The organism is Terriglobia bacterium (genome assembly GCA_020072645.1).
In the GTDB taxonomy this organism is placed as follows: Bacteria; Acidobacteriota; Terriglobia; order Terriglobales; family Acidobacteriaceae; genus Angelobacter.
Genome location: JAIQGK010000005.1, coordinates 247306 through 274305, shown reverse-complemented (window position 1 = coordinate 274305; position 27000 = coordinate 247306). Strand labels below are relative to the sequence as shown.

27 protein-coding genes are annotated in these 27000 nt (G+C 56.3%); 19 read left to right on the top strand and 8 right to left on the bottom strand.

What is annotated here, in order from left to right; all coding sequences use genetic code 11:
* Position 1: 1 nt before the first annotated feature.
* Positions 2–1021, bottom strand: a complete 1020-nt coding sequence (locus LAO76_09785) for an alpha/beta hydrolase (GenBank protein ID MBZ5491208.1) — start codon at positions 1019–1021, stop codon at positions 2–4.
* 246 nt (positions 1022–1267) lie between these two features.
* Here LAO76_09785 and LAO76_09780 point away from each other — a divergent pair, with 246 nt between their 5' ends.
* From LAO76_09780 to holA, 5 genes are all read left to right on the top strand, one after another.
* Positions 1268–1933, top strand: a complete 666-nt coding sequence (locus LAO76_09780; GenBank protein MBZ5491207.1) for a phosphatidylserine decarboxylase family protein — start codon at positions 1268–1270, stop codon at positions 1931–1933.
* Between the two features lie 71 nt (positions 1934–2004).
* Positions 2005–2814 (top strand): phosphatidylcholine/phosphatidylserine synthase, encoded by an 810-nt coding sequence (locus LAO76_09775; protein MBZ5491206.1) that lies wholly within the window; start codon positions 2005–2007, stop codon positions 2812–2814.
* Positions 2811–3851, top strand: a complete 1041-nt coding sequence (locus LAO76_09770; protein ID MBZ5491205.1) for a segregation protein B — start codon at positions 2811–2813, stop codon at positions 3849–3851. The genes LAO76_09775 and LAO76_09770 overlap by 4 nt, the downstream gene beginning before the upstream one ends.
* A 32-nt stretch (positions 3852–3883) precedes the next feature.
* Entirely contained in the window at positions 3884–4372 is a 489-nt protein-coding gene (locus tag LAO76_09765) for a hypothetical protein (protein MBZ5491204.1), read from the top strand.
* A complete protein-coding gene (gene holA / locus LAO76_09760) occupies positions 4372–5508 on the top strand; it encodes a DNA polymerase III subunit delta (GenBank protein ID MBZ5491203.1) in 1137 nt (378 codons plus the stop codon). The genes LAO76_09765 and holA overlap by 1 nt, the downstream gene beginning before the upstream one ends.
* A gap of 98 nt (positions 5509–5606) precedes the next feature.
* On the opposite strand, the gene LAO76_09755 is transcribed toward holA, so the two are convergent.
* Positions 5607–6242 carry a response regulator gene (locus tag LAO76_09755; protein ID MBZ5491202.1) on the bottom strand — a complete coding sequence of 212 codons (636 nt, stop codon included), beginning with the start codon at positions 6240–6242 and terminating at the stop codon, positions 5607–5609.
* Positions 6243–6306: 64 nt separating this feature from the next.
* Complete coding sequence (gene rpsT / locus LAO76_09750) at positions 6307–6573, bottom strand: 30S ribosomal protein S20 (protein MBZ5491201.1); 267 nt, start codon at positions 6571–6573, stop codon at positions 6307–6309.
* Positions 6574–6767: 194 nt separating this feature from the next.
* Here rpsT and LAO76_09745 point away from each other — a divergent pair, with 194 nt between their 5' ends.
* The 5 genes from LAO76_09745 to era all read left to right on the top strand — a co-directional run bounded on the left by LAO76_09745 (position 6768) and on the right by era (position 11528).
* A complete protein-coding gene (locus LAO76_09745; GenBank protein ID MBZ5491200.1) occupies positions 6768–7160 on the top strand; it encodes a hypothetical protein in 393 nt (130 codons plus the stop codon).
* Between the two features lie 493 nt (positions 7161–7653).
* Complete coding sequence (locus LAO76_09740) at positions 7654–8670, top strand: PhoH family protein (protein MBZ5491199.1); 1017 nt, start codon at positions 7654–7656, stop codon at positions 8668–8670.
* A gap of 99 nt (positions 8671–8769) precedes the next feature.
* Entirely contained in the window at positions 8770–9294 is a 525-nt protein-coding gene (gene ybeY, locus LAO76_09735; protein MBZ5491198.1) for an rRNA maturation RNase YbeY, read from the top strand.
* On the top strand, positions 9291–10577 hold the full coding sequence (locus LAO76_09730) for a hemolysin family protein (GenBank protein ID MBZ5491197.1): 1287 nt from the start codon (positions 9291–9293) through the stop codon (positions 10575–10577). Before ybeY ends, LAO76_09730 begins: the two co-directional genes overlap by 4 nt.
* On the top strand, positions 10578–11528 hold the full coding sequence (gene era, locus LAO76_09725; protein ID MBZ5491196.1) for a GTPase Era: 951 nt from the start codon (positions 10578–10580) through the stop codon (positions 11526–11528). It begins immediately after the preceding gene.
* A 108-nt stretch (positions 11529–11636) separates the two neighbouring features.
* Here era and LAO76_09720 read toward each other — a convergent pair whose 3' ends face one another.
* Entirely contained in the window at positions 11637–12788 is a 1152-nt protein-coding gene (locus tag LAO76_09720) for a M42 family metallopeptidase (protein ID MBZ5491195.1), read from the bottom strand.
* Positions 12789–12934: 146 nt separating this feature from the next.
* Here LAO76_09720 and LAO76_09715 point away from each other — a divergent pair, with 146 nt between their 5' ends.
* The gene (locus LAO76_09715; protein ID MBZ5491194.1) at positions 12935–14305 is read left to right on the top strand and encodes a DoxX family protein; all 1371 of its coding nucleotides are present in this window, start codon (positions 12935–12937) and stop codon (positions 14303–14305) included.
* A gap of 174 nt (positions 14306–14479) precedes the next feature.
* Here LAO76_09715 and dtd read toward each other — a convergent pair whose 3' ends face one another.
* Positions 14480–14929, bottom strand: a complete 450-nt coding sequence (gene dtd / locus LAO76_09710; protein ID MBZ5491193.1) for a D-tyrosyl-tRNA(Tyr) deacylase — start codon at positions 14927–14929, stop codon at positions 14480–14482.
* A gap of 289 nt (positions 14930–15218) precedes the next feature.
* On the opposite strand from dtd, the gene LAO76_09705 reads away from it, so the two are divergent.
* The 5 genes from LAO76_09705 to LAO76_09685 all read left to right on the top strand — a co-directional run bounded on the left by LAO76_09705 (position 15219) and on the right by LAO76_09685 (position 19383).
* A complete protein-coding gene (locus LAO76_09705; protein MBZ5491192.1) occupies positions 15219–16616 on the top strand; it encodes an amidohydrolase in 1398 nt (465 codons plus the stop codon).
* Positions 16617–16618: 2 nt separating this feature from the next.
* Complete coding sequence (locus LAO76_09700) at positions 16619–17992, top strand: amidohydrolase family protein (protein MBZ5491191.1); 1374 nt, start codon at positions 16619–16621, stop codon at positions 17990–17992.
* Positions 17993–18045: 53 nt separating this feature from the next.
* On the top strand, positions 18046–18549 hold the full coding sequence (locus tag LAO76_09695; protein MBZ5491190.1) for a hypothetical protein: 504 nt from the start codon (positions 18046–18048) through the stop codon (positions 18547–18549).
* Positions 18550–18674: 125 nt separating this feature from the next.
* On the top strand, positions 18675–18896 hold the full coding sequence (locus LAO76_09690; GenBank protein MBZ5491189.1) for a DUF2905 domain-containing protein: 222 nt from the start codon (positions 18675–18677) through the stop codon (positions 18894–18896).
* 208 nt (positions 18897–19104) lie between these two features.
* Positions 19105–19383 (top strand): hypothetical protein, encoded by a 279-nt coding sequence (locus tag LAO76_09685; GenBank protein ID MBZ5491188.1) that lies wholly within the window; start codon positions 19105–19107, stop codon positions 19381–19383.
* 715 nt (positions 19384–20098) lie between these two features.
* Here LAO76_09685 and LAO76_09680 read toward each other — a convergent pair.
* On the bottom strand, positions 20099–20524 hold the full coding sequence (locus tag LAO76_09680) for a PIN domain-containing protein (GenBank protein ID MBZ5491187.1): 426 nt from the start codon (positions 20522–20524) through the stop codon (positions 20099–20101).
* Positions 20525–20546: 22 nt separating this feature from the next.
* Positions 20547–20954, bottom strand: coding sequence for a hypothetical protein (locus LAO76_09675; GenBank protein MBZ5491186.1), 408 nt, complete (start codon positions 20952–20954; stop codon positions 20547–20549).
* A gap of 162 nt (positions 20955–21116) precedes the next feature.
* Here LAO76_09675 and xseA point away from each other — a divergent pair, with 162 nt between their 5' ends.
* The 3 genes from xseA (at position 21117) to LAO76_09660 (ending at position 24249) form a co-directional block, all read left to right on the top strand.
* Positions 21117–22493 carry an exodeoxyribonuclease VII large subunit gene (gene xseA / locus LAO76_09670; protein ID MBZ5491185.1) on the top strand — a complete coding sequence of 459 codons (1377 nt, stop codon included), beginning with the start codon at positions 21117–21119 and terminating at the stop codon, positions 22491–22493.
* Between the two features lie 75 nt (positions 22494–22568).
* Entirely contained in the window at positions 22569–23930 is a 1362-nt protein-coding gene (gene glmM, locus LAO76_09665) for a phosphoglucosamine mutase (GenBank protein ID MBZ5491184.1), read from the top strand.
* Complete coding sequence (locus LAO76_09660) at positions 23911–24249, top strand: hypothetical protein (GenBank protein MBZ5491183.1); 339 nt, start codon at positions 23911–23913, stop codon at positions 24247–24249. The genes glmM and LAO76_09660 overlap by 20 nt, the downstream gene beginning before the upstream one ends.
* A gap of 3 nt (positions 24250–24252) precedes the next feature.
* Here the strand turns inward: LAO76_09660 and polA are convergent, their stop codons facing one another.
* Positions 24253–26949 carry a DNA polymerase I gene (gene polA, locus LAO76_09655; protein ID MBZ5491182.1) on the bottom strand — a complete coding sequence of 899 codons (2697 nt, stop codon included), beginning with the start codon at positions 26947–26949 and terminating at the stop codon, positions 24253–24255.
* Between the last annotated feature and the right edge of the window lie 51 nt (positions 26950–27000).

The window sequence follows — 27000 nt, the reverse complement described above, 5'->3', positions numbered from 1 at the left end:
GCTACTCCGAGATTATCCCGAGCGTTCCCAGCCACGCCTCCACCAATTGAGGCCATCTTGTTATCGGGAACTTCGTACGCCGCAGTCCAAATGCATGTCCGCCCTGGGCATACAGATGCATCTCCACGGGAACACCAGCTTTCTTCAGCGCAATGTAGTAAGCCAGCGAGTCATTTACATTGTCCACGTGGTCATCCTGCGCCTGAAGCAAGAACGTAGGCGGCGTTTGACTGGTGATATGGAGATCCGGGTTCAAAGCTAGATCTTTGCCGGCGGCGGGCGGATGAGGCAGCACAAACTGTTTGGCGCCTTGCCTGGCATCCTGCTCCGCCGCGGAGAATGACAGATGGCCCGGATAAACAGCGACCGCAAAATCCGGCCGGCAGCTCTCTTTGTCGGCGGCATCGACAGCCGGATACAAACGCTTGGCAAAATGCGCGCTCATTGCTGCCACCAGATGACCGCCTGCCGAAAATCCCAGCACTCCGATCTTGTGTGGATCAATGTGCCACTCCGCGGCGTGAAAGCGCACCAACCCCACCGTCCTCTGTGCATCTTCCAACGCCATGGGTGATTCCGGATACGGCCCTGATTTCGGATATGTGGCGGGTTTTGGATATCCCGGCTCACCCGGCACTCGGTACTTCAACAGCACACAAGTGATCCCCTTAGCAGTGAGCCAGTCACAGACCTCTGTGCCTTCCAGATCGATGGCCAGAATCTTGTAGCCTCCGCCAGGAAACACGACGAACGCTGCGCCCGTATTCTTTCCTTCCGGCGAATAGACCGTCATCGTAGGCTGCGAGACGTTGCTGATGTAAGTCCACGGCCTGCCGCCGACGAAGTTGTCCTTCATTCTCGTCGTTGCGATTTCCGGCCCCGCGACAGACTGCGCGTCATGCACCGTCCCGGGCCATATTGGTATTTGCGTGTGTCCAGGCGATGGCTGCCAGGCGGCCTGCTGCGCGCTCAGACCGCCAAACGCAAACACAATAAAGAGAGCAAAAGGCAAAGGCTTCATTACAGTCCTCATAGCGTAACGGTGCTGTCGTACTTCTGCACAACGGGCGAGGTAGCCGATCAATCTCAATGTCCCGCCATGCTCCAGTGCGGAATTCCACACTCCATCTTTATAGAGCACCGTTCCAGCGCTCCAGAATGTATATGAGACTGGCTGCCCAGGCAAAGCAGCGCGAACCACGGAAATCGACAGCTCTGGTAAAGAACTAGGCGCGTTCCAGCACGTTCAATCGCTATAATCAGAGGGATGGTTCGTGACGGGATCTATTACGCCCTGGGGATGGCTGTGGTTGCCGCCGCGATTGGCTGGCTCACGCACTCACTCGCCTTTGCCGCTTTGCCTATCCTGCTGGGAGCTTTCTTCCTCTGGTTCTTTCGCGATCCTGAGCGTGCGATCCCTGCGGGCGAAGGACTGATCGTTTCACCAGCCGACGGAAAAGTTACGTCGGTGGAATCGACACAGCTGAACGGCGCGCCATGCACGCGCATCAGCATCTTCTTAAATGTGTTCGATGTACACGTAAACCGCTCGCCCATTACTGGCGTAATCAAGAGCGCGGTCTATAGGAAAGGCCAGTTTGGTAATGCCATGTCCTCGGCTTCCGCCGATGACAACGAGCAGAACATCGTCACCATGGAAGGCGACGGCATGACCATAGTCTTTAAGCAGATTGCCGGCTTGCTGGCGCGGCGCATTGTGTTCAATCACAAGCCGGGTGAAAAGCTTGTGCGCGGACAGCGCGTGGGGCTGATCAAGTTTGGCTCGCGTACAGACGTAATTTTTCCGCAGCCCGCGGAAATCAGCGTAAAGATGGGTGATCGAGTAAAAGGCGGCGAAAGCATTCTGGCGAAAGTAGCGCCGCGCAAATCGCCAACCACACCCAAGCGGGAAAATACAGGGGCCTTCCGATGAAAATGCCTTCTCCCATGCGGCGATGGGAAGACCAGCTTCCGCCGGTGGGAAAAAACCGCATGCGCAAAGGCATGTACATCCTGCCATCGCTTTTTACCGCGGCAAATATTGGCGCAGGCTATTACGCGCTGAGCCAGACGTTGCAGGGCACGGCGCAGGACTTCTGGCACTTTGACCACGCTGCCATGGCGATTGGCGTTGCCGTGGTGGCTGACGGACTTGATGGCCGCATTGCCCGCATGACCAACACCACCAGCGACTTTGGCCGCGAATTTGATTCCCTGGCGGACGTAATCACTTTTGGCGTTGCGCCCGCATTGCTGGCATGGATGTGGGGCTTCGGTCTGTTACCTGATCGCGGATTCCCTGCCGTGCACGACAAGATGGTGCAGCTGGGGCTGATCGCGACGTTCATTTTTCTGGTCGCGGGCGCAAGCCGCTTGGCGCGATTCAATATTCAAGTCAATCCGCAGCCATCGAATCCGGGGCGGCCCGGAAGAAAGTATTTTGTCGGCTTGCCCATTCCCGCCGGCGCCGGCGTGGTTGCCGCGACAATCCACCTGGTGCGCGGATATCCAATCTTGTGGCCGCAACTTGCGCCAATCTGGTTTGCGCTGCTCATTGCCGTGGGCTTTCTCATGGTGAGCACCTGGCGTTTTTACAGCTTTAAGGACCTCAACCTGCGCAATCGGCATCCGTTCCAGATCTTTATTCTTATCTGCGGATTTCTTGCACTGCTGGTGGCTTTCCACCATTACATGCTGTTCATCATTGCAATTTCTTATGCGATGAGTGGAGTTTTTACACGGCTCTCATACATGTTCAAGCGTAAGCCGCCGGAGCCAAAGCACGGATATAATGAAGCTCCAGAACCCAGATGAAAACAGAGACACAGAACCTCTTCCGCGTGGCGATTGTCGGCGCCGCTTCACTCAAAGGCAAAGAACTCAAGGACGTGCTGGAAGAACGCAACTTCCCGACGGCGGAAATCAAGCTGCTGGACGACGACGAGTCTTTGGGCCAGTTGGAGCGCATGCAGGACGAAGTGGCCGTGGTGCAGCCCGTGGGTCGCGACGAGCTGGCGCAAATGGACTTTACATTTTTCGCTTCAGAAGAAGATTTCACCCGCAAAAAATGGAAGTTGGCGCGTGAAGTTGGCAGCGCGATTGTCGATATGTCATACGCGCTGGAGAATGAGCCCGGCGTCCCCGTGAGCGCGCCGTGGATTGAGCGCGAACTGGGGGAGCTAACGCAGTTCACGCTGGAGTCGAGCTCGATCGTCATGGCTCATCCCGCAGCGGTGGCGCTGGCGCTTCTGTTGCTGCGCGCGCGCAAGGCCGGGTCGGTCCGCAACACTATTGCCACAATTTTTGAGCCCGTCTCTGAACGCGGACGCCAGGGCATGGACGAGCTGCATGAGCAGACGGTAAATCTACTTTCGTTCCAACAGTTGCCTACCGGCGTTTTTGATTCGCAAGTTGCGTTCAACATGCTTGACCGTTATGGTCGCGCTTCTGCCAAGCCACTGGAAGCGACGGAGCGCCGCATTGCCGCGCACCTGCGCAAGCTGTTGGGCGTTCACGCGCCAATGCCTGCGATGACGCTGGTACAAGCGCCGGTTTTTCACGCGCATACTTTTTCTATCTATATAGAGATGGCCGCTCCCATGGCCATCGGAGATTTTGCCCGCAGCCTTGCGGGTGAGCATGTGCAGATTGCGCGCTCTCCAGAGGATTCTCCCAGCAACGTAAATGTCGCGGGGAAGGACGAAATCATGGTCGCCGTGCGACGTGATGTGGTCCATGAAAACGGTTTCTGGCTGTGGGCCGCCGTCGATAATCTTCGCCTCGCCGCGCTGACCGCCGCCGACTGCGCTACGGCGCTGGCCGCTGTCCGGCCGCATGGAAAAGTTCAGTGAGAACAGCGCGTCACATTTTTTTGCTGGCGGCCATGGCCTTGCCGATATCTGGCTGCGGCTATCACACTGCCGGACACGCCACGCGCATCCCGGCCAGCGTGCGCACCATCGCCGTGCCGGTGTTTGTGAACCAGACGCAGACGTACCGTATTGAGCAGATACTCACGCGCGATGTTGTCCGCGAATTTCTGGCGCGCACGCATTACCAGATCGCCAATGACGCCGGAAAATCCGCCGATGCCGTGCTCAAAGGCACGGTCGTCTCAGCGCAGGCCGCGCCGCTGACTTATGACGCGCAGACCGGACGCATCTCCAGCGCCGTGGTTACCGTGTCAATGAAAGTTTCGCTGGTCGATCACACCGGCCACACATTCTTTGAGAACCAGAATTACACGTTTCGGCAGCAGTACCAGGTATCGCGTGAAGTCACCAGCTTTTTTGAGGAAGAGACTCCGGCGCTGCAGCGCATGTCGCAGGACTTTGCCCGCACTTTAGTAGGTGACATTCTGGAGGCCTTCTGATGCCCGGCCCGGGAAGAAGCTTTGCTCCGGCGGAAAAGTTCGCGTCTGAAGTCGCGGGCCGCAAGCTTCGTCCGGCGTATGTGCTCATTGGCGATGAAGTTTTCTTTCGTGACCAATGCCGCCAGGCGCTGTTGCAGCACCTTGTCCCTGCCGATATGCGCGACTTCAGCCTGCATGATCTTGATCTGGCGCAGGTGAGCGTTGCGGAGGTGCTGGACCGCGCGCGCACGCCTTCGCTCATGGCGCCTTTTCAGGTCTTCTTTGTCCGAGGGGTCAAAGAGCTTTACGGGCGCGGATCGCATGCCGACGAATTTGCCGCCATTGAAGCCTACATGAAAGATCCGAATCCGGACGCGGTGATCATTTTCGTCGCAGACCACATCAGCATTCCCTCCGACGTGCGTCGCATGGAGATGCAGGACAAAGACCGCTTTGAGCGCATCCGTGAAACCCTGGGCGAATATTGCGGCATCGTGGAGCTGGCGCGCGTGGAAGAAGCTGACGGCATGCGTTGGATCATCGACCAGGCGCAGAAAGAAAACGTAAAAGTTGATCAGGACGCGGCCCGCGAATTGATCGACGCGCTGGGCGCGGACATGATGCTGGTGAGCCATGAACTGGAAAAATTGGTTCTCTATGTCGCCGAGAAAAAACACATCACGCTGGGCGATGTGGAAACCATGGTCCTGGCAGCCAAGCAGCGGTCGTTATACGAACTCACTGATGCCATCTCCGCACGCGACAAGACGCGCGCACTCAGCGTGCTGGACGCGCTGCTCTCGACGAGCGAAGGCGATGACGCCGCCATCGGCCACCTTTATATGCTGGCACGCACCTTCCGCCAGATGCTGGTGATTCTGGAAAAAAACGTCCGCGACTCGCGCGCTATCTGGCAGGCGCTGTGGCAGGGCTTCCGCCTGCCTCCGTTTGCCGCGGAAGACGTGATCCGCCAGGCCCGCCGCTATAAATCCCGCCGCGATCTTACCCGCGCATTGAAGCTGATCGCCCGCGCCGATCTGGCTCTGCGATCAAATGCTCCGAGCAAGCGCCTAGTGCTGGAAAACCTTGTGATCCAACTCTGCGAAGAGCCCAAGGTTGTGCCGACAGAGTGGCAGCAGGAAGAATTGCCGGTTTAGGGCACACACCCTGATCGGGACGTAAAAATTAGCTGCGAATGAACGCGAAAAACGCGAATTTTGAGAAAGCCTGCGGAATGCGCTGCAGACCGGGTGGCTCAGGCAGGTTGAGATTTTGGGGCCGCGTTTGGGGTCATGAGCCGTTTCAGGGCATCCCGCAGTTGCTGGGGATCGCCGGATTTCACCAGAAAGTCCTTGGCTCCAAGATAGTTGCTGAACGTTCTTGAAAGATCATCAGTATGTTTCGTCCAGACCAGAATGGGAACCTGCTGCAACCGAGGCTCAGCATGGCATTTGCGCAACAGAGTAAAGCCGCTATCCAGGCCAAGGCCCAGATCCAGGACGATGGCTGCGGGCGCTTCGGTCAGGTTCGACACTATATCGTCGAGATGGTTCTCAGCTTCCTGTACACGGGTGATCAGCTGTACGCCGTCATAACCGAGCTCATGCAGGGCCCTGGTACAAGTGTCAGAAAAAGCGGGCTGGTCCTCAATAAGCAGGATGACCTTGCGAAACGCGCGCATCTGCTGGTTGAGTTGCGCCAGCGATGCCTGGGTAACGTCACCAGTTTTGTAGTTTACGATCTTTACCAGCGGCTGGGGCAGCAATTCATGATTGCGCTCACCGGCGGTCAACTCACGTTTTGTTATGCCCGGCTTCTCGCGCGTATCCTTGGTGAGCGCTGCAGCGTCTTCAGGACGGATCGCATTTTCAGGTTCATGCTTATTGGTCATTGATTGGTTCCTTATGAGGAGAAAGAACCGGTTAAACCAATAGACCGGAGCTACTCGCGAAAATCTACTTTTTGACCGCGGCCACGCGGGCACTAAGGCGGGATTTATACCGTGAGCCGGTGTTCTTGTGGATGACGCCCTTTTTCACGGCTTTATCGATCATGGAAACGGTGTTGCCGAAGGCTTCATTCGCCGCCTTGGAGTCGCCGGTGGCGAGGGTCTCACGCAGCTTGCGCAGCGCGGTGCGCAGACGGGAGGTGTTAGAGCGGTTGTCTTCCGTGCGTTTGGTGGTTTGGCGCGCACGCTTGAGCGCAGAAAAATGATTTGCCATTGTGACTGTATGGTTCCTATCAAAATAAAGAGTTTTTCGGAGGGTCAAGCCGAAGATGCTATTTTACTTGGGTTTATGCGGTTGGGTCAATGGCGGGAGCGGGGGAGGGCTTGCCGCGGATTAGGCAGAAGGGCAAGCCAGTTCGCCGCAGATTACGCAGATGGCCGCAGATCAGGAACAAAGAAGGACTTAGAATGAGCGGCATGAATGGCACGAAAAGAGCAGTGTTGACTTCGATTTCAGTGCTGATTGTGTGCTGGTTGATAACAGGATGCCGCTACAGGTCAACGGTCTGCAAGCAACGCGGTGTTGCTTATCAGGCACGAGTGAAGTCGCTGGAGCGAGCGGCGCTCGAACAATTGAAAATTGGCACGAAGAAGGAGGATGTAGTCCGGTTCTTCGCAGAAAATAAGTTTCCAATTACCTTTGATCGTTCCAGTGCAACCGGGACGATTTACACCACGGGATGCTCGCCGACAGGATGTGGAACCGACGAAGCGTTGATTGGACTCAGGGTCAATCTGGATAAAGCGGGCAATGTGAAGTCCAAGCCGGTAGTGGTTGGGATATATACGAATTGTCTCTAAGGTTTGTGGCTAAGATGAGCAGCCGGAGCGGTCAGACGTCAGTGGAAAAACGAGATGAGAGGACGCGGAGAAATTAAACGTCGTAAGTTAAGTCAACCTGGAGATCGAACTTAAGAGAGATGTAGAGGGATTAGCGCCTGTCCTAGCCACGTCAATTTGGAAATCGGAACTAAGAGACATACGCAGAGAGAATAACCCCGTAAACCACGTCAACCTGGACATCGGAAATGGGAAAAGGGCGGAGGCGCTGGATGCTTAATTCTGCTGCCGAAAGCGGCCGTCGAGCATCTAATGTTAAAGTGGTGTAAAAGCCGCATGAACTTTGTTGACTTGGGCAAATAACGGCGGTACTCTCAGGCCAATGGTATTACCTCCGCGTTCCGGTGGGCCAACGATCCTGCGTTTCCATGCACAAAGCAATCTTATGTTCTCTGTGCGCGAGCACGGAGTCTGGCGACTAGTGCGCCATGAGAGGGTAACCCCAAAAAACTGAATGAAGAAAAATATAGAAATCGTCCCGAATATACAGAAGCTGTTTGGTATCCGCGATGAGAATCTCCTGCTGATGGAGAGCGGCCTGAACGTAAACATTGACCTGAAATCCGATTCCGTACAACTGGAAGGCGCCGCCCGGGACGTGGCCCGCGCTGAGCAGATCTTTACCGACTTTGATCACCTGGGCAGTACTGGGCAGGAATTTACTGACGCTGATTTGAGTTCAATGCTGCGCGTTGTGGTGGCCGACTCGACGGCGACGCTGCGTGGCATGGCTGAGGCGGGAAAGCAGCGGTCGTTTGGCAAGCGGCAGGTGCAGCCTAAGAGCATGAATCAGCGTCGCTATATTGACGCCATTGAAAAATATGACATGGTGTTTGGCATCGGGCCGGCAGGAACGGGCAAGACGTACCTGGCCGTGGCGATGGCTGTGTCGGCACTCAACGCGAAGAAGGTAAACAGGATCATCCTGGCGCGGCCCGCGGTGGAAGCCGGTGAGCGTCTGGGCTTTCTGCCCGGAACTCTGCAGGAGAAAGTCGATCCGTATTTGCGTCCGCTGTATGACGCGCTGTATGACCTCATGGAGCCGGAGAGGGTTGATCGATTCCTGGAAAAGAACGTGATTGAGATTGCGCCGATTGCTTTTATGCGCGGTCGCACGCTGAATGATTCATTCATCATCCTGGACGAAGCCCAGAACACGACACCTGAACAAATGAAGATGTTTGTGACGCGCATGGGCTTCAACTCCAAGGCAGTAATCACCGGCGACGTAACGCAGATTGACCTGCCTAACGCCAAGCGCAGCGGCCTGCTTGAGGCCGCGGATGTGCTCAAGCCCGTGGAAGGAATTTTCTTCAACTATTTTACTGAGGAAGACGTCGTCCGCCATCACCTCGTCCAGCGCATCGTCCGCGCTTACGACGAACGGTCGCGCAGCCAGCAAATGTCGCTGGAACTGCCGCGCGAGGTGCAGCCGCAGCAGGAGCCCAACGAGCCCCCTCTGCAACAGTAGCAATTTAGTAGAATATTGGCGGGAGGGCGGCTGGCCCTCCCGCTTTGTTTTGACGGCCATGTTTTCCAATTTGCTTGTTTCACATTGCACGGTCCGACGATGGTAATTTTCGATCCACCTATCTCCGGCGCTTCTCCCCGCAGCGTAAGCGCTGCGCAGCTCCAGCGCTTTGCCCGACGCGCGCAAAAACTCGCGGAGGTCCAGGGCGAAGTCGATATTCTGATCGCTACCAACAAACGCCTGCGCGACCTGAACCGGCGTTTCCGCCGCAAAGACAAGCCTACTGATGTCCTCTCTTTCCCTCGACCATCCGGCGGTGACATCGCCATCTCCGCGCAAATCGCACTCGAAAACGCTCAGCGCTTCGGCCACAGCTTTGCCAATGAATTAAAAATACTCGTGCTGCACGGCATGCTGCATCTTGCTGGTTACGATCATGAGTCCGACAATGGACGCATGGCCCGCGTGGAATCTCGCATGCGCTCTCAACTCAAACTGCCTGCTTCGTTGATCGACCGCACGCATTCCAGCGGCACACCGACTAAAGCTAAACCAACGGTCAAAGCTCGCCGCAAACCCGCCGCCAAACGCGCAGCCAGCATCCGCCGCAGGAGCAAGCCATGACCCTCGTCGCTCTATACACGGTCGTTCTCCTGCTCTGCGCGCTGCTTGTACTCGTCTCGTATGTCGAGCGGCTCTACACCGAAAGCGGCAAGTTCCTGAGCCGTGAATTTCAGGAAAACATTGAGGCCTTTGAAAATCTTGTCGAGCCGCGTCTGCTTCGTTCCAGCCAGCGCGCAGCTCTTACTTTTTCTGTCCTCACGCAGCTCAGCACGGCATCTGTCGCCTTCATCATCGGCTATCTTGTCTTTCGAGACCCGCATTGGACCTGGCCGGAAACCGTGCAGGCGATCATCGGCATCATTCTGGTCATTATTGTTTGCAACCGCCTGCTGCCTTACATGCTGTTCACCCGGACGCGCGGCGTGTGGCTGGTGAAATTCATTCCGCTCTTGCAAGTCCTGATCTATCTCATGCTGCCCATCACCGTCGTTCTTGGTTTCGGGCTCTCCGTGGCCGCGCTGGCGGAGCCACATGAGCCAGAAGAACCTGAGCATCCTTCAGAAGCCGTGGACGCGCTGATTGAAGCCGCGGAAGAAGAAGGTATTCTGGAAGAGGGTGACCGCCAACTCATTCAGTCCGTGGTTGAGTTTGGCGACAAGACTGTTCGTGACGTGATGACGCCCCGGCCTAACATCTTTGCCGTACCGTCCACCACGACCATTGAAAAATTTACGTCCATGCTGCGTGACAAGCCGCATTCCCGCGTGCCCGTATTTTCCACCAGCATCGACCAAATTGAAGGCATGGTGCTGGCGCATGATCTCATCCAGCTTCCTGAAGCCGATGCTCGCACCACCACCGTCGCCAAGCTCGTGCGTCCAGTGCTCTTCGTGCCTGAAACCAAGATGACCTCACAGCTTCTCCGTGAAATGCAGAAAGACAACATCCACATGGCCATCGTCATTGACGAATATGGCTCCGTCGCGGGCCTGGTCACGCTGGAGGACCTAGTGGAGGAAATCGTCGGTGAAATTCGCGACGAGCATGAGTTTTCGCATGACATCATCCGTGAAGGCGACCACGCTTACGTGATGCAGGGCACAGTGGACGTTGGCCGCCTTCAGGACCTTTTTGATATGCGCCTTGACCAGCGCGATACCACCACAGTCGGCGGTCTGGTCAGCGCCATCGCTGGACGAATTCCCCAGCCCGGTGAAGTCGTTGAAGATGAAGGTCTCCGTTTTGAAATCCTTGAATCCACAGATCGCAAAATAGAAAAGGTCAGGGTTTGCCGGTCGCAGCCGGAGCAAGCTGATTCTTCTCCGCGACAGCGAGAGGCATAAATGCCGCAGCCGCACTCAGGTTTCGTATCCATCATCGGGCGTCCCAACGCCGGTAAAAGCACGCTGCTCAACGCACTGGTCGGTGAGAAAATCGCCATCGTCACGGAAAAGCCGCAGACCACGCGCATGAACATCCAGGGCATTCTCAACGTCAAGCCAAAAGGCAAGCGCCCCGGAGGTCAGATCGTTTTTATCGACACGCCCGGAGTCCACAAACCGGATAGCCGCCTTAACCGCAAGATGATGCAGGAAATTCACGCCGCTCTTGAGAGCCGCGACCTTGTTCTGCTACTGGTTGACGCCACGGACCGCTTTGGTCCCGCCGATGAACAAGTCCTTGAACTCGTCAAGCACTCCGGCGCGCCTGTCATTCTGCTGCTGAATAAAGTTGATCGCCTCCACAAAGAGCGCCTGCTGCCGGTAATCGAGCGTTACAGCAAGCTCCACGCATTCCAGGAAGTTATTCCCATCTCGGCCTTGAAGGGAGAAGGGCTTGAAGTGCTGCTCGATAAAGTCATTCGCGCGCTGCCGCAAAGCCCGCCGTATTTTCCTGAAGATCAACTCACTGACCAGCCGGAACGCTTCCTGGCATCAGAAATCATCCGGGAAAAAGTTCTGCTCCAGACCGGTAAAGAAGTGCCTTATGCCACGGCTGTCATCGTTGAGCGATTTGAAGATCTGCCCAAACTGCTGCGCATTGCCGCCGCCATCTTTTGCGAACGCGATAGCCAGAAGGCCATCCTCATCGGCAAAGGCGGCCAGAAGCTCAAGCAGATGGGCACCTCCGCGCGGATGGAACTGGAAAAGCGCTTCGGGAAAAAGGTCTACTTGGAATTGTTTGTAAAGGTCAAAGCCGGCTGGCGTCAGTCAGCGGCTTTCGTTGAAGAACTAGATTGGCGGCGGCAGTTGGAAAATCTTAGTACTCCTCAGAATGATTCGGAAAAATTTTAGCCGCGAATCAATACGAATAGAAACGAACCCAAAATCAGATTCGCGTTTGTTCGCGCAATTCGCGGCTAATGTCTTTCTCTGCGCTCTCCCGGCCTCTGCGGTGGCATTTTACTGCGGCGTGAAATCCTTCAAATTCGCCACGGTCTTTGCGTCCAGCTTTTGCAGCACCGCCACTAGCAGGTCCACCATCTTGTCAAAGTCGCCGCGGTTCATGATGCCGTTGTGCGAGTGCGTATAGCGCACCGGGACGACCATGTTCACGGTTGGCGCGCCGCCGTTGCTCTTCTGCATCTCGGACGAATCGTCGCCATAGCCCTGGATCAGGTCGCTTTGCAACGGGATGACTTTTTCTTTCGCTGTCTGCTTGATCAGCGAGACCAATTTCAGGTTTGGCAGTGCGCTGGAGTCATACAGAAAAATCGCCGGCCCGCCTCCGAGCAGCTCCTGAGCTTCTTCCGGGTGCACTCCGGGCGCGTCGCGCGTGACGCCGCCTTCAATGGCAATGCCAATCTCCGGCTTCACAATTTCACTGGAGGTATGCGCGCCGCGCACACCGATTTCTTCCTGCACCGTCGCCACCCAGAAAATCTGGTTCGGATGCGGGGCGTGCGCCAGCTTCTTCATGGCCTCAATCACCACGGCACAGCCCACGCGGTCGTCCCAGCCCTTGCCCAGGTAATTCTGGCTTCCGTTCATCACCGCGAACGGCGCGTCCGGAACCACAGGATCACCCGGCTCCAGCCCCAGCGCGGCAACTTCAGCCGCGTTCTTCGCGCCCACGTCAAGAAAGAGCGATTCACGCGGATAGACCTTGGTTCGCTCTTCCTGCGGAACGATATGAATATCGCGAATGCCGGTAATCGCCCGCACCGGCCCTTTCGATCCAATAATTGTCCAGCGCTGATCCACCAGCGCCTGGTCCAGCCAGCCACCCAGCATCTGCATAGTGAGATAGCCATCATTAGTCACGCGCCGCACCATCCCGCCCAATTCGTCCATGTGCGCGTCCACCATAATGCGCGGGCCGCTTGTGCCCTGCACGGCGATCACGGAGCCAAGGCCGTCATAGCTCAACTTTTCTGCCATCGGCTTCATGCGCTCAACCATGATCTTGCGCACTGGCTCTTCAAAGCCGGAAGGCCCGGGCGCATCGGCCAGCGCCTGCAGAAGTTGTTGCGTTTCGTCACCGGCGGCGGCAGGCCGCGATTGAGCAAAGCTTGCCAGCGAGAAGAGCAAAAACAGGAAAAGGCTAATTTTCATAGCGGGAGCATGGTACCAGACGCCATCGTGGAATCGAGCAGCAATGCTGCTAAAAAATACGCATTCTGCGCGACGGAGATCTGCTGGCAATGGCATAATAACAGCACTTTTTTCAGCCAAAAGCGCGGGTGTTCGGGAGGTGACCTTTGGCAGACTACGCTCAAGTTGCTCTTACAACCGATGCTGTTCAATCGGCGGAATCTCAGGCCTTTCCCCAATCCGAATCTCCCGCTCCGGTGGAGCATTGGGGGCTTGCTTCCCGCATCGCTTTTCGATTCTGCGTTGCTTATTTCATTCTCTTCAGCCTGAGCAACCAGATTCTGGGCGGGCTGTTTCTCATCCCAAAAGTAAATATTCCCGAGCTATCTTCTCTCTGGCCCTTGCGGCACATCACCTTCTGGACCGCCAGCCATGTATTTCGCGTCAAGCATGAACTCGTTTACACCGGCAGCGGCAGCGGTGACAAGACATTCGACTGGGTTCTGGCTTTCTGCCTGCTGGTGATTGCCTCGGTGATCACGCTCGTTTGGTCGATTCTGGATCGCCGTCGCCCCAACTACGTGACTTTCCACAAGTGGTTCCGATTGGCGTTGCGCTTCGCGCTTGCTTCAGAGATGTTTCTGTACGGCCTTGCCAAGGCGATTCCCTTGCAGATGCCCTTTCCTTATCTCACGCGCCTGCTGGAGCCTTACGGCAACTTCTCGCCGATGGCGGTACTGTGGTCGTCGATTGGAGCTTCACGTTCCTATGAGATTTTTGCCGGTTGCGCTGAAACTGTGGGAGGCATTTTGCTCCTGACCCCGCGGACCACGCCCCTTGGAGCGCTGGTCTGCCTGGCGGACATGATTCAGGTTTTCATGCTGAATATGACCTATGACGTGCCGGTGAAACTATTCTCCTTTCATCTGATCCTGTTTTCTCTCTTCCTGCTGGTCCCCGATGCGCGCAGAATGATCGACTTCTTCTTTACTGACCGCGCCGCAGCTCCTTCGCGACAATCCGCTCTATTTTGCTCCGCGCGCGCCAACCGTGTGGCCGTGGCTTTGCAGGTTGTATTTGGCTTGTACCTGCTCGGCATGGGTGTTTATTCGGGAATTCAGGCTTGGCACACCTATGGTGGCGGGCGACCCAAGTCCGCGCTGTATGGCATCTGGAATGTCGATGAGATGTCGGTTGACGGCCAGCTGCGCTCTCCGTTGTTTACTGACAAGGACCGCTGGCGTCGCGTGGTCTTTGATTTCCCTACCTTCACGTCATTCCAGCGGCCGGATGACACCTTTGCCGGATACGGATCAGCCATCAATGAGAAAGAACATACGATTGGCTTGACCAAGCCTGCGGACAAGAACTGGAAAGCCGCCCTAACCTACACTCGTCCTGCCCCCGACCAGCTTGTCCTGGCCGGCTCCATGGATGGCCATCAGGTTGAGATGAAATTGAAGCTCGTGGACCGCGACAAGTTCAATTTGGTGAATCGCGGTTTCCACTGGATAAACGAATATCCATTCCAGCGCTGAAGTGTCTCGCGACGCTCAAAATGCTCTTTGTGAATCCAGCATGATCGCTACCGGTCCTGCATTGACTCGTTCTGCGTCTATCATCCGCGGTGAAGAGATCTGCATCGGGAGCCGCTGAGCTTTGTTTCTGCCGTGTTTGATCCGCCTTGATCCGTGTTCATCCGCGGTAAGAATTTAGAATTGTTTCTCCGAATCCAGCAGGATCGTCACCGGCCCGCTGTTCACCAGCTCAACTTCCATCATGGCCTGGAATTGTCCTGTTTCGCAGCGCAGTCCGGCCGTCCGGATTTTGCCGACAAAATATTCGTACAGCCGCTTGGCCTCTTCGGGCCGTGCCGCTGCGTCAAACGACGGACGCTTGCCCCGCCGCACGTCGCCATAGAGCGTGAATTGTGAAACCACCAGCACCGCGCCGCCGGAGTCTTGTACAGAACGATTCATCTTGCCCTCAGCATCTTCAAAAATGCGGAGGGCCACGATCTTTTCCACCAGGTAATCCGCCGCGGCTTCATTGTCGGCCTTGCTCACGCCCAACAGCACCAGGAGTCCGGTACCGATTTCGCCGACAACGTTGCCCTCAACGGTCACGCGGCAGCGGCTCACTCTCTGGACTACGGCTCGCATGGGGATACTTTAGCACTCAGCAATCATCATTCAGCTAAACCCATTTACCGCAAAGGGCGCGAAGGACGCTAAGGAAGAAAGAATTTTGGGTTTCCGGTTCCTTTGCGACCTTTGCGTCCGTTGCGGTTAAGTGTTTTTAGTTGAATGCCGTCGGCCACTGCTTGCTGGGACGAAATGCACTTCTCAATTCCATTGCCAATTGCTATTTGCTCCCATAGAATCGCGGGTTCTTTCATTCCCTCCCTCGGAGTTCAAGCCTATGCCGCATCGCCCTCATCTGTATCGTGCGATGTTGCTGTCATTGTGTTGGGTGCTAAGCAGTTTTGCTTTTGCGCAGCAGCCCCAGAACACGCAGCAGCCTTCGCCCGCATCGCAAAACCCTGCCAGTCCGGAGCAAGCCACTCCCGGAACTGAATCCAAAGCCAACGCGGTCACCGACAACGCCACGCCCAACAAAAAGCCCGCGCCGGAAACGCCGGCAATTCACAATGACGTGGTCATCAAGGGCGGGACGATTCTCACGGTGACCCACGGCAAGATCGAAAACGGCAGTATCTACATCCACAACGGGAAGATTGCCGCCGTGGGGCAGAGCGTGGATGCTCCGGCCGGCGCAACCGTGATCGATGCCACCGGAAAGTTCGTGATGCCCGGCATTATTGACTCACACTCGCACATCGCGCTCGATGACGACGTGAACGAAGCCACCAGTCCCATCACGCCGCAGATGATGATGCGCGACGCCTTTGACTACAACGACAAGGCAATTTATCGCGCGCTGGCCGGCGGCGTTACCACATCACTGCTGCTGCACGGCTCAGCCAACATGATTGGCGGGCAGGCCATTGTGATCAAGCACAAGTATGGCCTCGGTCGCGACGAACTGCTCTTCCCAGGCGCGCCGCAGTCCATCAAGTTTGCCAGCGGCGAGAATCCAAAGCGCGTCTATGGCAGCAGGAACCAGCTGCCTTCCACACGCATGGGCAACTTTGAGGTGATGCGTGCGTCATTCATTGAAGCCCGCGAGTACATGCGCACATGGGACGACTACGACGCCAAAGTGAAAAAAGGCGACAAGGACGCCACGCCGCCCAAGAAGGACCTGAAGCTGGAAGCGCTGGCCGATATTCTTCGCGGCAAGCTGCTGGTGCAGATCCATTGCTATCGCGCCGATGAGTTCCTTACCGAAATGGCCATGGCCAAGGAGTTCGGCTACAAGATCCGCGCGTTTCACCACGCGCTTGAAGCATACAAAGTTGCCGACAAGATCGCCGCCAACGGCGTGGCCATTGCCACATGGCCAGACTGGTGGGGCTTTAAGTATGAAGCGTGGGACGGTATTCCCTGGAACGCCGCCATCTCCGCGCACAAAGGCGTCCGCGTTGCGCTCAAGAGCGATTCAGAAGACGTGACCCGCCGCCTCAATCAGGAAGCCGGCAAGGCCATCCATTATGGCCTTACGGAAGATGAAGCGCTGAGAGCCATCACGATTAATCCCGCGTGGATCATCGGCGTTGATGATCGCGTCGGCTCCATTGACGTGGGAAAAGACGCGGACATCTCAATCTGGAACAGCTACCCGCTTTCTTCTTCCGCGCTGGTCGATAAGGTTCTCATCGATGGCGATCTTTACTTTGACCGCTCGCTTCCCGGACTCGGGCTTACCCACTACAAGGAGGTACAGTAACCATGCTGAAAAAATTGATTATTATCATCGCCCTTGTAGCGAGCTTTTCCGCGCAAAGCCTTAGCGCACAAACAAAGAAAACTAAATCCGCGCCCGCTCCGGCACGATCGGCCCACTCAAACGCCGCCACTCCCGCTTCCAATGAGACGATTGCGCTGAAAGGTGGCAAGCTGCTTACCATCACGCACGGCGTTATTGAAAACGGCGTGGTGGTAATGCATAACGGACGCATCACTGCTGTCGGCGGCCCGGGAACGGCAATCCCTTCCGGCGCAAAAGTCATCGACGCAACCGGCATGACGGTCTATCCCGGACTGATCGATTCAGAAACTCACCTGGGCCTGACTGAGATTTCCGCCGAGCGCATGACTAATGATGAAATCGAGATGAGCGACGAGATCATGCCGCATATGCATGTTTACGATGCCTTCCATGCAGAGACTGCGCTGATTCCCGTAACGCGCCTAAATGGCATTACCAACGCCATTGTCGCTCCGGCCAGCGGTGACACCCTGCCCGGTCAGGATTCATTCATCCAGCTCGCCGGCGCATCCGCCTCAGAGATGCTGACGATCCGCGATATCGCCATGCCTCTCAACTTCACTGGCGCCCAGCGCCGCAACCAGAGCTTTGAGCAAGCCAAATTTCCCTTCACCCGCATGGGTATGGCAACGCAGCTGCGCCAGGCATTTATTGACGCGCTGGATTACGACCAGAAACTTGCGGCCTATGACAGGAAGAAGTCCAGTTCAGACGCGAAAGAAAAGGACAAGGCCGGCGCTCCTCCCAAGCGCGACCTGAAACTTGAGGCCCTTCTGCCTTACCTGCACGGCAAAAAACCTGTAGTGCTGGCGGCTGAGCAGCCAAACGACCTGCTCACGGCGCTGGATCTGGCGAATGAATTTCACCTCAAGGTAATTCTCAACCATGTGACGCATTCCGCCAGCCTGCTGGACAAAGTCGCTGCCACCGGCTTGCCCGTGATCGTCGGCCCCATTTACGAGCAGCCCAAAGAATCAGAGCGGTATGACGCGGTCTATAGCGTTCCGGCGCAACTGGCCAAGCGCGGCGTGAAAATCGCGTTTGCTTCTTATGACGCGCACCAGTCGCGCAACCTGCCTTATGCCGCCGGTTACGCTGTCGGGTTTGGACTGCCGCCCGATGAAGCGCTCAAGGCCTTGACTATCAATCCCGCGCAGATGTGGGGCGTGGACAAGGACCTCGGCTCGCTCGACGTCGGCAAGATGGGCAACGTCGTTGTGGCCAATGGCGATCCGCTGGACGTGAAGACTGATGTAAAACACGTCTTCATTCAAGGCCAGGAAATTCCTCTGGTCAGCAAGCAGACGCAGTTGCGCGACCAATACTGGAAATAATCAACAAAGCGGGGCCGGGACGTTCATGACTCGGCTCCGAGTTTTTTAGAATTATGAAAGCGGCAATCCGCAGAAAAGCGTTTGCGATAGCGGCCGGGATTCTTGCTCTCGTTCTTAGCCCCCCGCATCTCTTTGCCCGCGACACCAGCATTGCCGTAATCGTCAACACGCGAAATTCCACCCAGTCGATCTCTCTCGCGGAACTCCGCAATATCTTTCCGGGAACACAGCAGTTCTGGAAAGATGGCACGCAGATTGTCCCAATTGTGCGCGCTCCCAGCGCCAGGGAGCGGGACGTTCTTCTCCGCCGTGTTGTGCATATGAGTGACTTGCAGTTCCAGCAGTACTGGAGAAAAAGACGCGTCGCCCACAAGCCCGGTCACGAACCGATTGCCGTAGTGTCCAACGGCATGCAGATGCAAACTGTAGCCCTTGAGAGCGGCGCCATCGCTCTGGTCGGCACTTCCGATCTCAACAGCAGCGTGAAGGTCCTGAAGGTCGGCGGGCAACGCCCCGGTTCGGCGGCATACCCACTGAAGTCATCAGCTTTCCACTAGCTCGCAGCTGCTCTCGAACATTACTCAGGGCTACAATCATTCCAATGGGATTTGCCTCGAAAATAGATGTATAAGTCCCCTATTTTCATTGCTTGGGGTGTCCGCAGGTCATGAGTGTTTGAAAAATGAATGAGTTGGGAAAAATGCTGCTGGTGCTCGGCAGCCTGATCGTTCTGGTTGGCGCGGCCCTGCTGCTGGCAGGCCGTTTCAATCTGCCGCTGGGCCGCCTGCCGGGCGATTTTGTTTATCGCGGCAAAAACTCTGTCTTCTACTTTCCTCTTTCCACGTGCATCATCATCAGCGTGGTGCTGTCATTGCTTTTCTGGCTGTTTGGGCGCGGCCGCTGATACTCAAAAAAATCTTCTAACAGTTTCTTCCCTAAGCCGTTCAAACCCTTTATCATTTTCCTGCAAATTACCCTCACGTTTGTAGATGCTTATTTCTGGCTGTGCGCGGCAGCCGGAAAGACGGCACATCGGATTCCTCAATCCCGCCGGGCTCCGCTCGAAAAAGCCGCGAATCGAAAATCATTAAAAATTGAGACGAGGAGAAACCATGAAACGCAACCGATGGATTGGAATCATATTGTGCGTGGCGCTGCTGTGCACCGGCTTCGTGTTCGCTCAGAAGCCAGCGAAAAATGTCAACCCCAAGCGTCACCCCAATCTTGCCGCGGCACAGAAACTGTCCGCGCAAGCCTATGACAAAGTGATTGCCGCGCAGAAGGCCAACGAGTGGGACCTGGGTGGTCACGCTCAGAAAGCCAAGGACCTGCTGGAACAGGTGAATCAGGAATTGAAGCAGGCTGCGGAAACCTCCAACGCCAACCACTAGCTCTTCCTGCAAATCTAAAAGCGAAGGGGGGCCATGCAACAAGTTTCATCCTGGCCCCCGCTCGCGATGCTATTTCCGTACACCGTCTGGTGGAGGCGAAGGACCTTCCAATTGGCAAAGACCAGTAGTGCCGCTGACGATAAAACACATGCATGGCGCTGCGCAGGCCGTGGTCTTCACGAAGGCTCCCGCAGGCGGTCGTGCGGGAGAACCTGGTGGACTGAAAGCGCACTGACCGAGAACACCGCCATGAACATCGAGGCCAACAGAATTTTCGCACGTTCTTCTTTTTAATTACTTAGTTTTTTCGGGCAGGTGCTGGGCATTCCGGCTGGCAAGTGCCCACGGTGCCGCCGCCCACGCCAAAACAGCAGCCGCATGGACGTTTACAGATGTCGCCGGTAGTGCAGAAACTTCCACACGCCACAATTGCCTGCGTTCCGGTTCTCAATTGATGGATAGATATAGCGCTCGCCGAAAGAGCGGCTGCGAGCATCGCGGCCATAATGCTTCTTCTAAACATTGGTTCGCTCCTTGAGTAAAGGTGGTATAGTCCACTCCCTGCGTCCGAGACCAGAGAGTCCTACAGATTTCTGATCGTAACGCTGAAGGCTCACGCTGGCGCCAAATTTCTGATTTTTATGCAGCGTTCCAGGACCATTTTGGGACGCAGCTTTTTCCTTGGCTGGTTGTCCTGTCGCGCCTTCAGTAGACTTTAAAAAAGATTGGTATCCAACCCCGCAATAAAGTGAATGCCAGGAATAATCTTGTTCGTCAACGCAGCGTCATTCGTAAGAAAGAGATCCGTCGCAGCCTGGGAAGCGCACGCTAGATGGATGGCGTCGGCGGGTGAAACTCCATGGTTCGCCCGGATCCGCGCATAAAGGTCCGCGGTGGCCAGAGTGAAAGGCAGCACTTCTACGAACGGGCTTTCAAAAACGTCACGAATCTGTTTTGCGATTGCTGAAGCCTTCATCTTGTGCGGACCCACCAGGACTTCTCCAGCCGTAAACGCGCTGGTACAAAGCCGGTCCTGGCGCTCCTCCATTTTCGAGAGAATGTGCCGCACCCGTTTTGCATAGACTGGATGGTCCTCCAGCCAGTAAACAAACAGCATCGTGTCCCAGTAGATCCGGCTCATGGATTCGCCTTCTTTTAGGGATTTACTTTTCGGTAAAACTGCTGCGCTCTTGTCGAATGAAAGTCTCTCCGCCACCTAATTGCCGGAAGAGGTCCTTTGCTACGCCACGGAGTCCTGCCAAAGGGTTTGCTGGAGGCTGGGTCTTTGCATCAAGAGAAAGAATTTCATATGTGAACGTCACCGTTGTGCTTTGGCCGGAAGGCGGTCCAGTCTTCGACACGATCCGCAGTCGATTCTCTTCCAGCAGTTTTCTGGATTCCAGGGCCGCACAGACTTGGGGGACGCGATTCGCCAGCCGCAGCGCCTTATGCACTGCGCCAACGCTGACTGTGAAGGTCGTCTTTCCTTCCTGGATAGCGGTCTTCAGATAGGTTTCAGATACGTGATCTCTGATCAGATCGGAAACAGATTGCGTAAGATCTGACTTCATGCCCACCTCGATTTAAGCAATGCTAGCATAGCATGCATAGCTTTGCAAGCTAATGCTTCAGCTTCCCTTTTTGCTTAGGCTTCTAGTTCTGATTCCTTTCTAGAGTTTCCCATTCTTCGAGGTCCGCAAAGGCTCGCGGCATGCCCCTGCTAAACTGCCATGTTGTCTTCTGAAAGCCAACTCGGCTTCACCTTCGAGCAGACGCCCGCTCGCCGCATCTGGCGCGTTGCCGATCTGGTCAGCGCCGTTCGTACCACGGTTGAGCGGGCATATACCGACGTTTGGGTAGAAGGCGAGATTTCCAACTTCCGCCCGGCGGAATCAGGCCATCTTTACTTCACTTTGAAAGATGGCGACGCGCAGCTGCGTATCGTCATGTTCCGCAGCCAGGCCCGGCTGTTGCGCTTTCGTCCCGAGGCCGGCATGCAGGTGATCGCCCGTGGACGCGTGACCATCTATGACGCGCGTGGTGAGCTGCAACTTTCCGCCGAATTTCTGGAGCCCGTGGGCGCGGGCGCGCTGCAAGTAGCCTTTGAGCAGCTCAAAGCGAGGTTGGCGCAGGAAGGTTTGTTTGACGCTACTCGACGCAAGCCCATTCCGCCGTTGCCCCGGTGCATTGGCCTTGTTACTTCTCCGCGCGGCGCGGCCTTGCAGGACATGCTCAACATACTTGCCCGCCGCCATGAAAATGTGGGCATACAGATTTATCCCGCACAGGTGCAGGGCGAGACGGCGGCTGCGGAAGTCGCGGCAGGCATCAAGCATTTCAATCGCGCCAAAACCGTAGACGTGATCATCATCGCGCGCGGCGGGGGATCGATTGAAGACCTGGCCGCGTTCAACGATGAAACGCTGGCCCGCACGATTTTCGGCTCGGCAATCCCCGTCATCTCCGCCGTGGGACATGAGACTGATTTCACCATCGCGGACTTTGTTGCCGACCTGCGTGCGCCCACGCCTTCCGCCGCGGCTGAACTGGTAATTGAATCCAAGCACCGCTTGGCCGAGCACCTTGCGCATCTGCACCAGCGGCTGGGCCGTGCTACGCGCTATCGCCTGCTGATGGCGCGCAACCATTTACAGGAACTCGCGCAGCACGGCGCTTTCGCGCGCATACAGGACCTGATGGTCCGTCGATCGCAACGGCTGGATGAACTGTCCTACCGGCTGGCAGCCAACTATCGAACATTGCTGCATGACTACCATCGCCGGCTCGATATCGCCGCAGCGCGCGTGCGGCATTTTGATTTTCGACGGTCGCTGGCCGTGGTACGAAGCCAGATCGATGCTGGTACTGAAACCGTGGTGCATGCGTTCCAGTCATATCTGGCCGCGCGACGTTCGCGAATGGAGCGGCTCGCGGCGCAGCTCAATGCGCTCTCTCCGGTCAAGATTCTGGAACGCGGTTACGCGCTGGTCTTCGACGAAAGTGGCGCGTTGGTGAAAGACGTGTCACAACTTGCGGCGGGCTCTGAAATCTCCGCGCAGGTGGCGCGAGGCAGGTTCACTGCTGAAGTGAAGAAAACGATTCCTGATTGAGCTGCCGTCCCCCGCGGGAACGTTTGCAACCTGCGCGCAATTGCTAAATACTAAACACTAAGTACTAACTAAATCATGAGAAAACTTTTCGGTACGGATGGAATCCGAGGCGTGGCCGGCGAATATCCGCTGGACAAAAAGACCGTCTATGCGGTTGGTCGCGCACTGGGCGACCATCTTCCCGCCGGCCCGCGTCGCGTGGTTATTGGGCAGGACACGCGCGAATCAAGCGGATGGATGGCCGATACGCTGGCCGCAGGACTGCGTGCCTCCAAGGTTGAGACAGCCAGCGCTGGTGTGGTCCCTACACCGACCATCGCTTACCTGACGCACACTCATGGCTTTTCTGCCGGCGTGGTTATTTCTGCTTCGCACAATCCCTGGCGCGACAATGGAATCAAGGTCTTTGGCCCTGACGGCTTCAAGCTGCCAGACGAAGTTGAACTGGAAATCGAAACAGAAATCTTTGCGCTACTGAAAGAAGACGCCGCTCACGCGCCGGACAGCAAGGCAGAGTCTTCGCTTCCCGGCAACTCCGGGCTGCGCGATGACTACCTGAACTGGCTGGCGCGTACCATCGCGGGCGCTGAACGCCTGCATATTGTCGTGGACTGTGCCAACGGCGCGGCCAGCACCGTTGCTCCGGAAATATTCAAGCGCTCCGGAGCACACACTGAATTCACGCATCGCACGCCGGATGGCCGCAACATCAATGAAAATTGCGGTGCGCTAAATCCTGAGATTGTTGCGCGGGAAGTTCTGGCGCGTACCGCTGATCTTGGCATCTGTTTTGATGGCGATGCTGACCGCGCTCTGTTTGCCGATAGTGACGGCCACGTTGTGAATGGCGATGCCGTGATGCTTCTGCTGGCGCGCGACCTCAAACAACGCGACGAGTTAACAAATGAAACAGTGGTCGCCACCACCATGTCCAACATGGGACTGGAAGCGGCGCTGCGCGAATCCGGCATCAAGATGCTGCGCGCTCCCGTGGGCGATAAATATGTGCTGGAAGAAATGCGCAAGACCGGCGCTGTGCTGGGCGGCGAACAGTCCGGTCATATCATTCTTTCTCGCGAAGCCACCACCGGTGACGGCCTGCTCACCGCCATTCGCGTGCTGGGAATTGTTGCGGCGAGTGGACGCCCGCTGGCTGAGCTTGTTTCAGGCATGAAAGTCTTTCCCCAGACAATCAAAAATGTCCGAGTGAAAGAAAAGCGTCCTCTTGAGCAGCTTCCGCAAGTCATGCAGGCCATTGAACAGGCGGAGCGAGAGCTGAAAGGAAACGGCCGCGTGAATGTCCGTTATTCCGGCACGGAATCTCTGGCCCGGGTGATGGTGGAAGCGGAAACGGAAGAGATTGTCCAGCGTATTGCCGGCCAGATTGCCGCGGCCCTGGAATCCGCCATAGGACTGGGTGTGCCTTCTGTCCATTGAACTGGTGCCTCCGCAAAAAAAGCGGCTGTCACCTAAGGCCGTGGTTTTTGTCCTGATCCTTCTCGCGACATTTGCGTTTGTTCCCATGCTTCGTTCCGCGTTGCGCTCCGGCGTGGGAATTGCAGCCGGGGCAGTTTACGTCGTGGCCTATCTATTTGCGGTGGTCATGCTGCCGCTCATGTTCTTTGCGCTGGCGCGCTTTGCTTACTCAGTATTTCTCCGGCCTTATCTGCGCGCGTGGCATATCAATCGCATTCGCAATGCGCATTATATGAAGGATGTGATTCGCCGGAGCCAGCGCCGAGGTCCACAAGGATGAGGACTACTTCACGTCGCGCCAGTTAGGCCCCACGCCCAGTTCCACCAGCAACGGGACGCTCAGCTTGTGCACGTTTTCCATTTTCTCGCGCACCAGACCGCGCATCAGCTCGATTTCATTTTCCGGCACCTCGAACAACAAATCATCATGCACCTGCAGCAGCATGCGTGACTTCAGCTTGCGTGAGCGCAGCTCTTCATCAATCTGGATCATGGCCAGCTTGATCAGGTCGGCGGCGGTGCCTTGCAGCGGAGTATTCACGGCGGTGCGCTCGGCAAAGCCGCGCATGTTGGCGTTCTTGCTGTTGATGTCCGGGATGGGACGCGTGCGCCCAAATAGTGTTTTCACGCTTTGCTCTTTGCGTGTCTCTTCCAGCGTGCGATCAATGTAGCGGCGCACGCCGGCATATTTCTCAAAGTATGCGTCGATAAACCTCTTGGCTTCACGCTGGTCAATGCCGAGCTGCTGCGACAGGCCGAAGGCGGAGAGTCCATAGACGATCCCGAAGTTCACGGCCTTGGCGCGGCGGCGATGTTCTGCATCAATCAGCATGGGCGGCACGCCAAACACCTGCGAGGCAGTGAGGCGATGAATGTCATCGCCGTTGCGGAACGCCTCCACCAGCAGCGGATCTTCAGAAAAATGTGCCAGCAGCCGCAGTTCAATCTGCGAATAATCAGCAGAAAGCAGGGAGTAGCCCGGCTCGGCGATAAACGCAGCGCGGATCTCGCGGCCCAGTTCCGTGCGGATGGGAATGTTTTGCAGGTTCGGGTTGGTCGATGATAGCCGTCCCGTGGTAGTGCCGGTCTGGTTGAACGTGGTGTGCACCCGCCCGCTCTTCGGATCGATCAACGCCGGCAGCGCGTCAACATATGTGCTCTTGAGCTTGGAGAGCTGGCGATAATCCAGCACCAGGCGTGGCACTTCATGCGTTTCTGAAAGTTCTTCCAGCACGTCAACGGCGGTGGAAATGGTCTTGCCCTTACCATATTTGATCGGCTTGGGAAGATTGAGTTGGTTGAAAAGCACGTCACCAAGCTGCTTGGGAGAATTGATGTTGAACGTGACGCGGGCTTTCTCATGTATCTCACTTGCTTTTGCGGCGCACTGTTTTTCCAGATCGACGGATAAGGTGCCCAGCATCTTGCGATCGATCTTTACGCCCGCCTGCTCCATGCGTACCAGCACCGGAACCAGCGGCAGGTCGATCTCTTCATAGAGCCGCATCTGTCCGGCGGCTTCAACTTCTTTGCGCAGCACTGGAGAAATGCGACCAGTAACGTCCGCCGCTTCCGGCACGGCCAGGGACAATTTGAGGTTGAAGCTGCGCACGGCAATTTCCGCCAGCGAGTGGTTTGTGTACGTGGGATTGATGATGTAGGAATACAGCATGGGCTCGTCGCGAACGCCCGCAAGTTCTACGCCATGCGCCTCCAGTTGACGCAGCGCGGATTTGTAATCGTGAACAGCCTTGGGGATTTTGGGATCGCTGAGCAGCTTTTTTAATTCGGCGGAAATTTCGTCATCGCCCAACACGATGCTAAACGCCTTGCCGGGCTCGGCGGAGAGCGCCAGCTTGAGCGGCGCAAGAGCATTGCTTTCCGGCGATGGAGGACCGTCGAAAAGCAGGTCTCCGGATTTCTGCTCGCCTTCTTCAGGCTCTTCTTCTTCGACCTTGGATTTTGGAGCGGCTGTAAATTCAAACGCGATTGCCAGCGGTGCTTTTGATTTGGCCAGCGCTTTCAGTTCACTCAGGGATTTCAGCTCGCGATATTCGGTTTCTCGCACCTCCATCACCGGCACAAGTTCTTTCAGCAGCGTGGTGAACTCAAGCTCGCTGAAGAGCGAGCGCAATGCGTCCATGTCCGGCTCGCCGGCAATCATCTTGTCGAGATCCAGAGCGATATCCACGTTTTGGTCAATGGTGACGAGCTGCTTGCTCCACAGAATTGTGTCTTTATTGTTCAGCAGCGATTCGCGATAGGTTTTGCGCTCCACCTCCCCGGCGTGATCGAGCGCATTCTCAAGGGTGCCAAAGCGCTTAATGATTTCGACCGATCCTTTATCGCCAATGCCCGGCGCGCCGGGAATATTATCGATGGAGTCGCCGCGAAGGGCCATCACATCAATCACCTGCTCGGGACGAACGCCAAGAATCTCTTCAACCTTATTCGCATCGCAGATCAAATTATCTTTTGGTGGATTCAGCACGCAGACTTTGTCATTCACCAGTTGCAGCATGTCCTTGTCACTTGAGACGACAAAAACCTGATGGCCTTGCGCAGCAGCTTTGCGGCCGAGAGTGCCAATCACATCGTCCGCCTCAAAGCCCTGCGACTCGAGAATGGGAATGCGATAGGCCTCCAGCGCGCGCCGGATATAAGGCACCTGCTGCACGAGATCGTGCGGCATTTCTTTGCGCTGGGCTTTGTAACCCAGGTATTCGACATCCTTGAACGTCTGCGTCTTGATATCGAACTTGCGGACCGAGGTGACGGCTTTGGCCTGCTCGTCACGGAACGTAGGTCCGGCGACATCGAACACCGCTGCCAGGTATTCAGGATTGAAGTCCGCACGCAGCTTGCGCAGCATGTTTACAAAAACGAAGGTCGCAGCCGTCGGCACGCCTTTTTTTGTGGACATGGGCCGTTGCCGCGCCATGGCATGATAAGCGCGGAAGATGAAGGACATCGTGTCCATGAGAAAGACACGGCCCTTCTGTGCGGGTTGGGGGCTAGTCGCCAAAAGATT

Excerpts from the sequence above, each read along its gene's own strand:
- LAO76_09775 (MBZ5491206.1), top strand. The coding sequence starts at position 2,005 with ATGTACATCCTGCCATCGCTTTTTACCGCGGCAAATATTGGCGCAGGC.
- LAO76_09695 (MBZ5491190.1), top strand. The coding sequence starts at position 18,046 with ATGAAAGCGGCAATCCGCAGAAAAGCGTTTGCGATAGCGGCCGGGATT.
- holA (MBZ5491203.1), top strand. The coding sequence starts at position 4,372 with ATGCCCGGCCCGGGAAGAAGCTTTGCTCCGGCGGAAAAGTTCGCGTCT.
- LAO76_09780 (MBZ5491207.1), top strand. The coding sequence starts at position 1,268 with ATGGTTCGTGACGGGATCTATTACGCCCTGGGGATGGCTGTGGTTGCC.
- LAO76_09720 (MBZ5491195.1), bottom strand. The coding sequence starts at position 12,788 with ATGAAAATTAGCCTTTTCCTGTTTTTGCTCTTCTCGCTGGCAAGCTTT.
- LAO76_09700 (MBZ5491191.1), top strand. The coding sequence starts at position 16,619 with ATGCTGAAAAAATTGATTATTATCATCGCCCTTGTAGCGAGCTTTTCC.
- era (MBZ5491196.1), top strand. The coding sequence starts at position 10,578 with ATGCCGCAGCCGCACTCAGGTTTCGTATCCATCATCGGGCGTCCCAAC.
- LAO76_09755 (MBZ5491202.1), bottom strand. The coding sequence starts at position 6,242 with ATGACCAATAAGCATGAACCTGAAAATGCGATCCGTCCTGAAGACGCT.
- LAO76_09785 (MBZ5491208.1), bottom strand. The coding sequence starts at position 1,021 with ATGAAGCCTTTGCCTTTTGCTCTCTTTATTGTGTTTGCGTTTGGCGGT.
- LAO76_09685 (MBZ5491188.1), top strand. The coding sequence starts at position 19,105 with ATGAAACGCAACCGATGGATTGGAATCATATTGTGCGTGGCGCTGCTG.
- LAO76_09680 (MBZ5491187.1), bottom strand. The coding sequence starts at position 20,524 with ATGAGCCGGATCTACTGGGACACGATGCTGTTTGTTTACTGGCTGGAG.
- LAO76_09705 (MBZ5491192.1), top strand. The coding sequence starts at position 15,219 with ATGTTGCTGTCATTGTGTTGGGTGCTAAGCAGTTTTGCTTTTGCGCAG.
- LAO76_09740 (MBZ5491199.1), top strand. The coding sequence starts at position 7,654 with ATGAAGAAAAATATAGAAATCGTCCCGAATATACAGAAGCTGTTTGGT.
- ybeY (MBZ5491198.1), top strand. The coding sequence starts at position 8,770 with ATGGTAATTTTCGATCCACCTATCTCCGGCGCTTCTCCCCGCAGCGTA.
- glmM (MBZ5491184.1), top strand. The coding sequence starts at position 22,569 with ATGAGAAAACTTTTCGGTACGGATGGAATCCGAGGCGTGGCCGGCGAA.
- dtd (MBZ5491193.1), bottom strand. The coding sequence starts at position 14,929 with ATGCGAGCCGTAGTCCAGAGAGTGAGCCGCTGCCGCGTGACCGTTGAG.
- LAO76_09730 (MBZ5491197.1), top strand. The coding sequence starts at position 9,291 with ATGACCCTCGTCGCTCTATACACGGTCGTTCTCCTGCTCTGCGCGCTG.
- LAO76_09770 (MBZ5491205.1), top strand. The coding sequence starts at position 2,811 with ATGAAAACAGAGACACAGAACCTCTTCCGCGTGGCGATTGTCGGCGCC.
- LAO76_09765 (MBZ5491204.1), top strand. The coding sequence starts at position 3,884 with ATGGCCTTGCCGATATCTGGCTGCGGCTATCACACTGCCGGACACGCC.
- LAO76_09675 (MBZ5491186.1), bottom strand. The coding sequence starts at position 20,954 with ATGAAGTCAGATCTTACGCAATCTGTTTCCGATCTGATCAGAGATCAC.
- polA (MBZ5491182.1), bottom strand. The coding sequence starts at position 26,949 with ATGGACACGATGTCCTTCATCTTCCGCGCTTATCATGCCATGGCGCGG.
- LAO76_09745 (MBZ5491200.1), top strand. The coding sequence starts at position 6,768 with ATGAGCGGCATGAATGGCACGAAAAGAGCAGTGTTGACTTCGATTTCA.
- rpsT (MBZ5491201.1), bottom strand. The coding sequence starts at position 6,573 with ATGGCAAATCATTTTTCTGCGCTCAAGCGTGCGCGCCAAACCACCAAA.
- LAO76_09690 (MBZ5491189.1), top strand. The coding sequence starts at position 18,675 with ATGAATGAGTTGGGAAAAATGCTGCTGGTGCTCGGCAGCCTGATCGTT.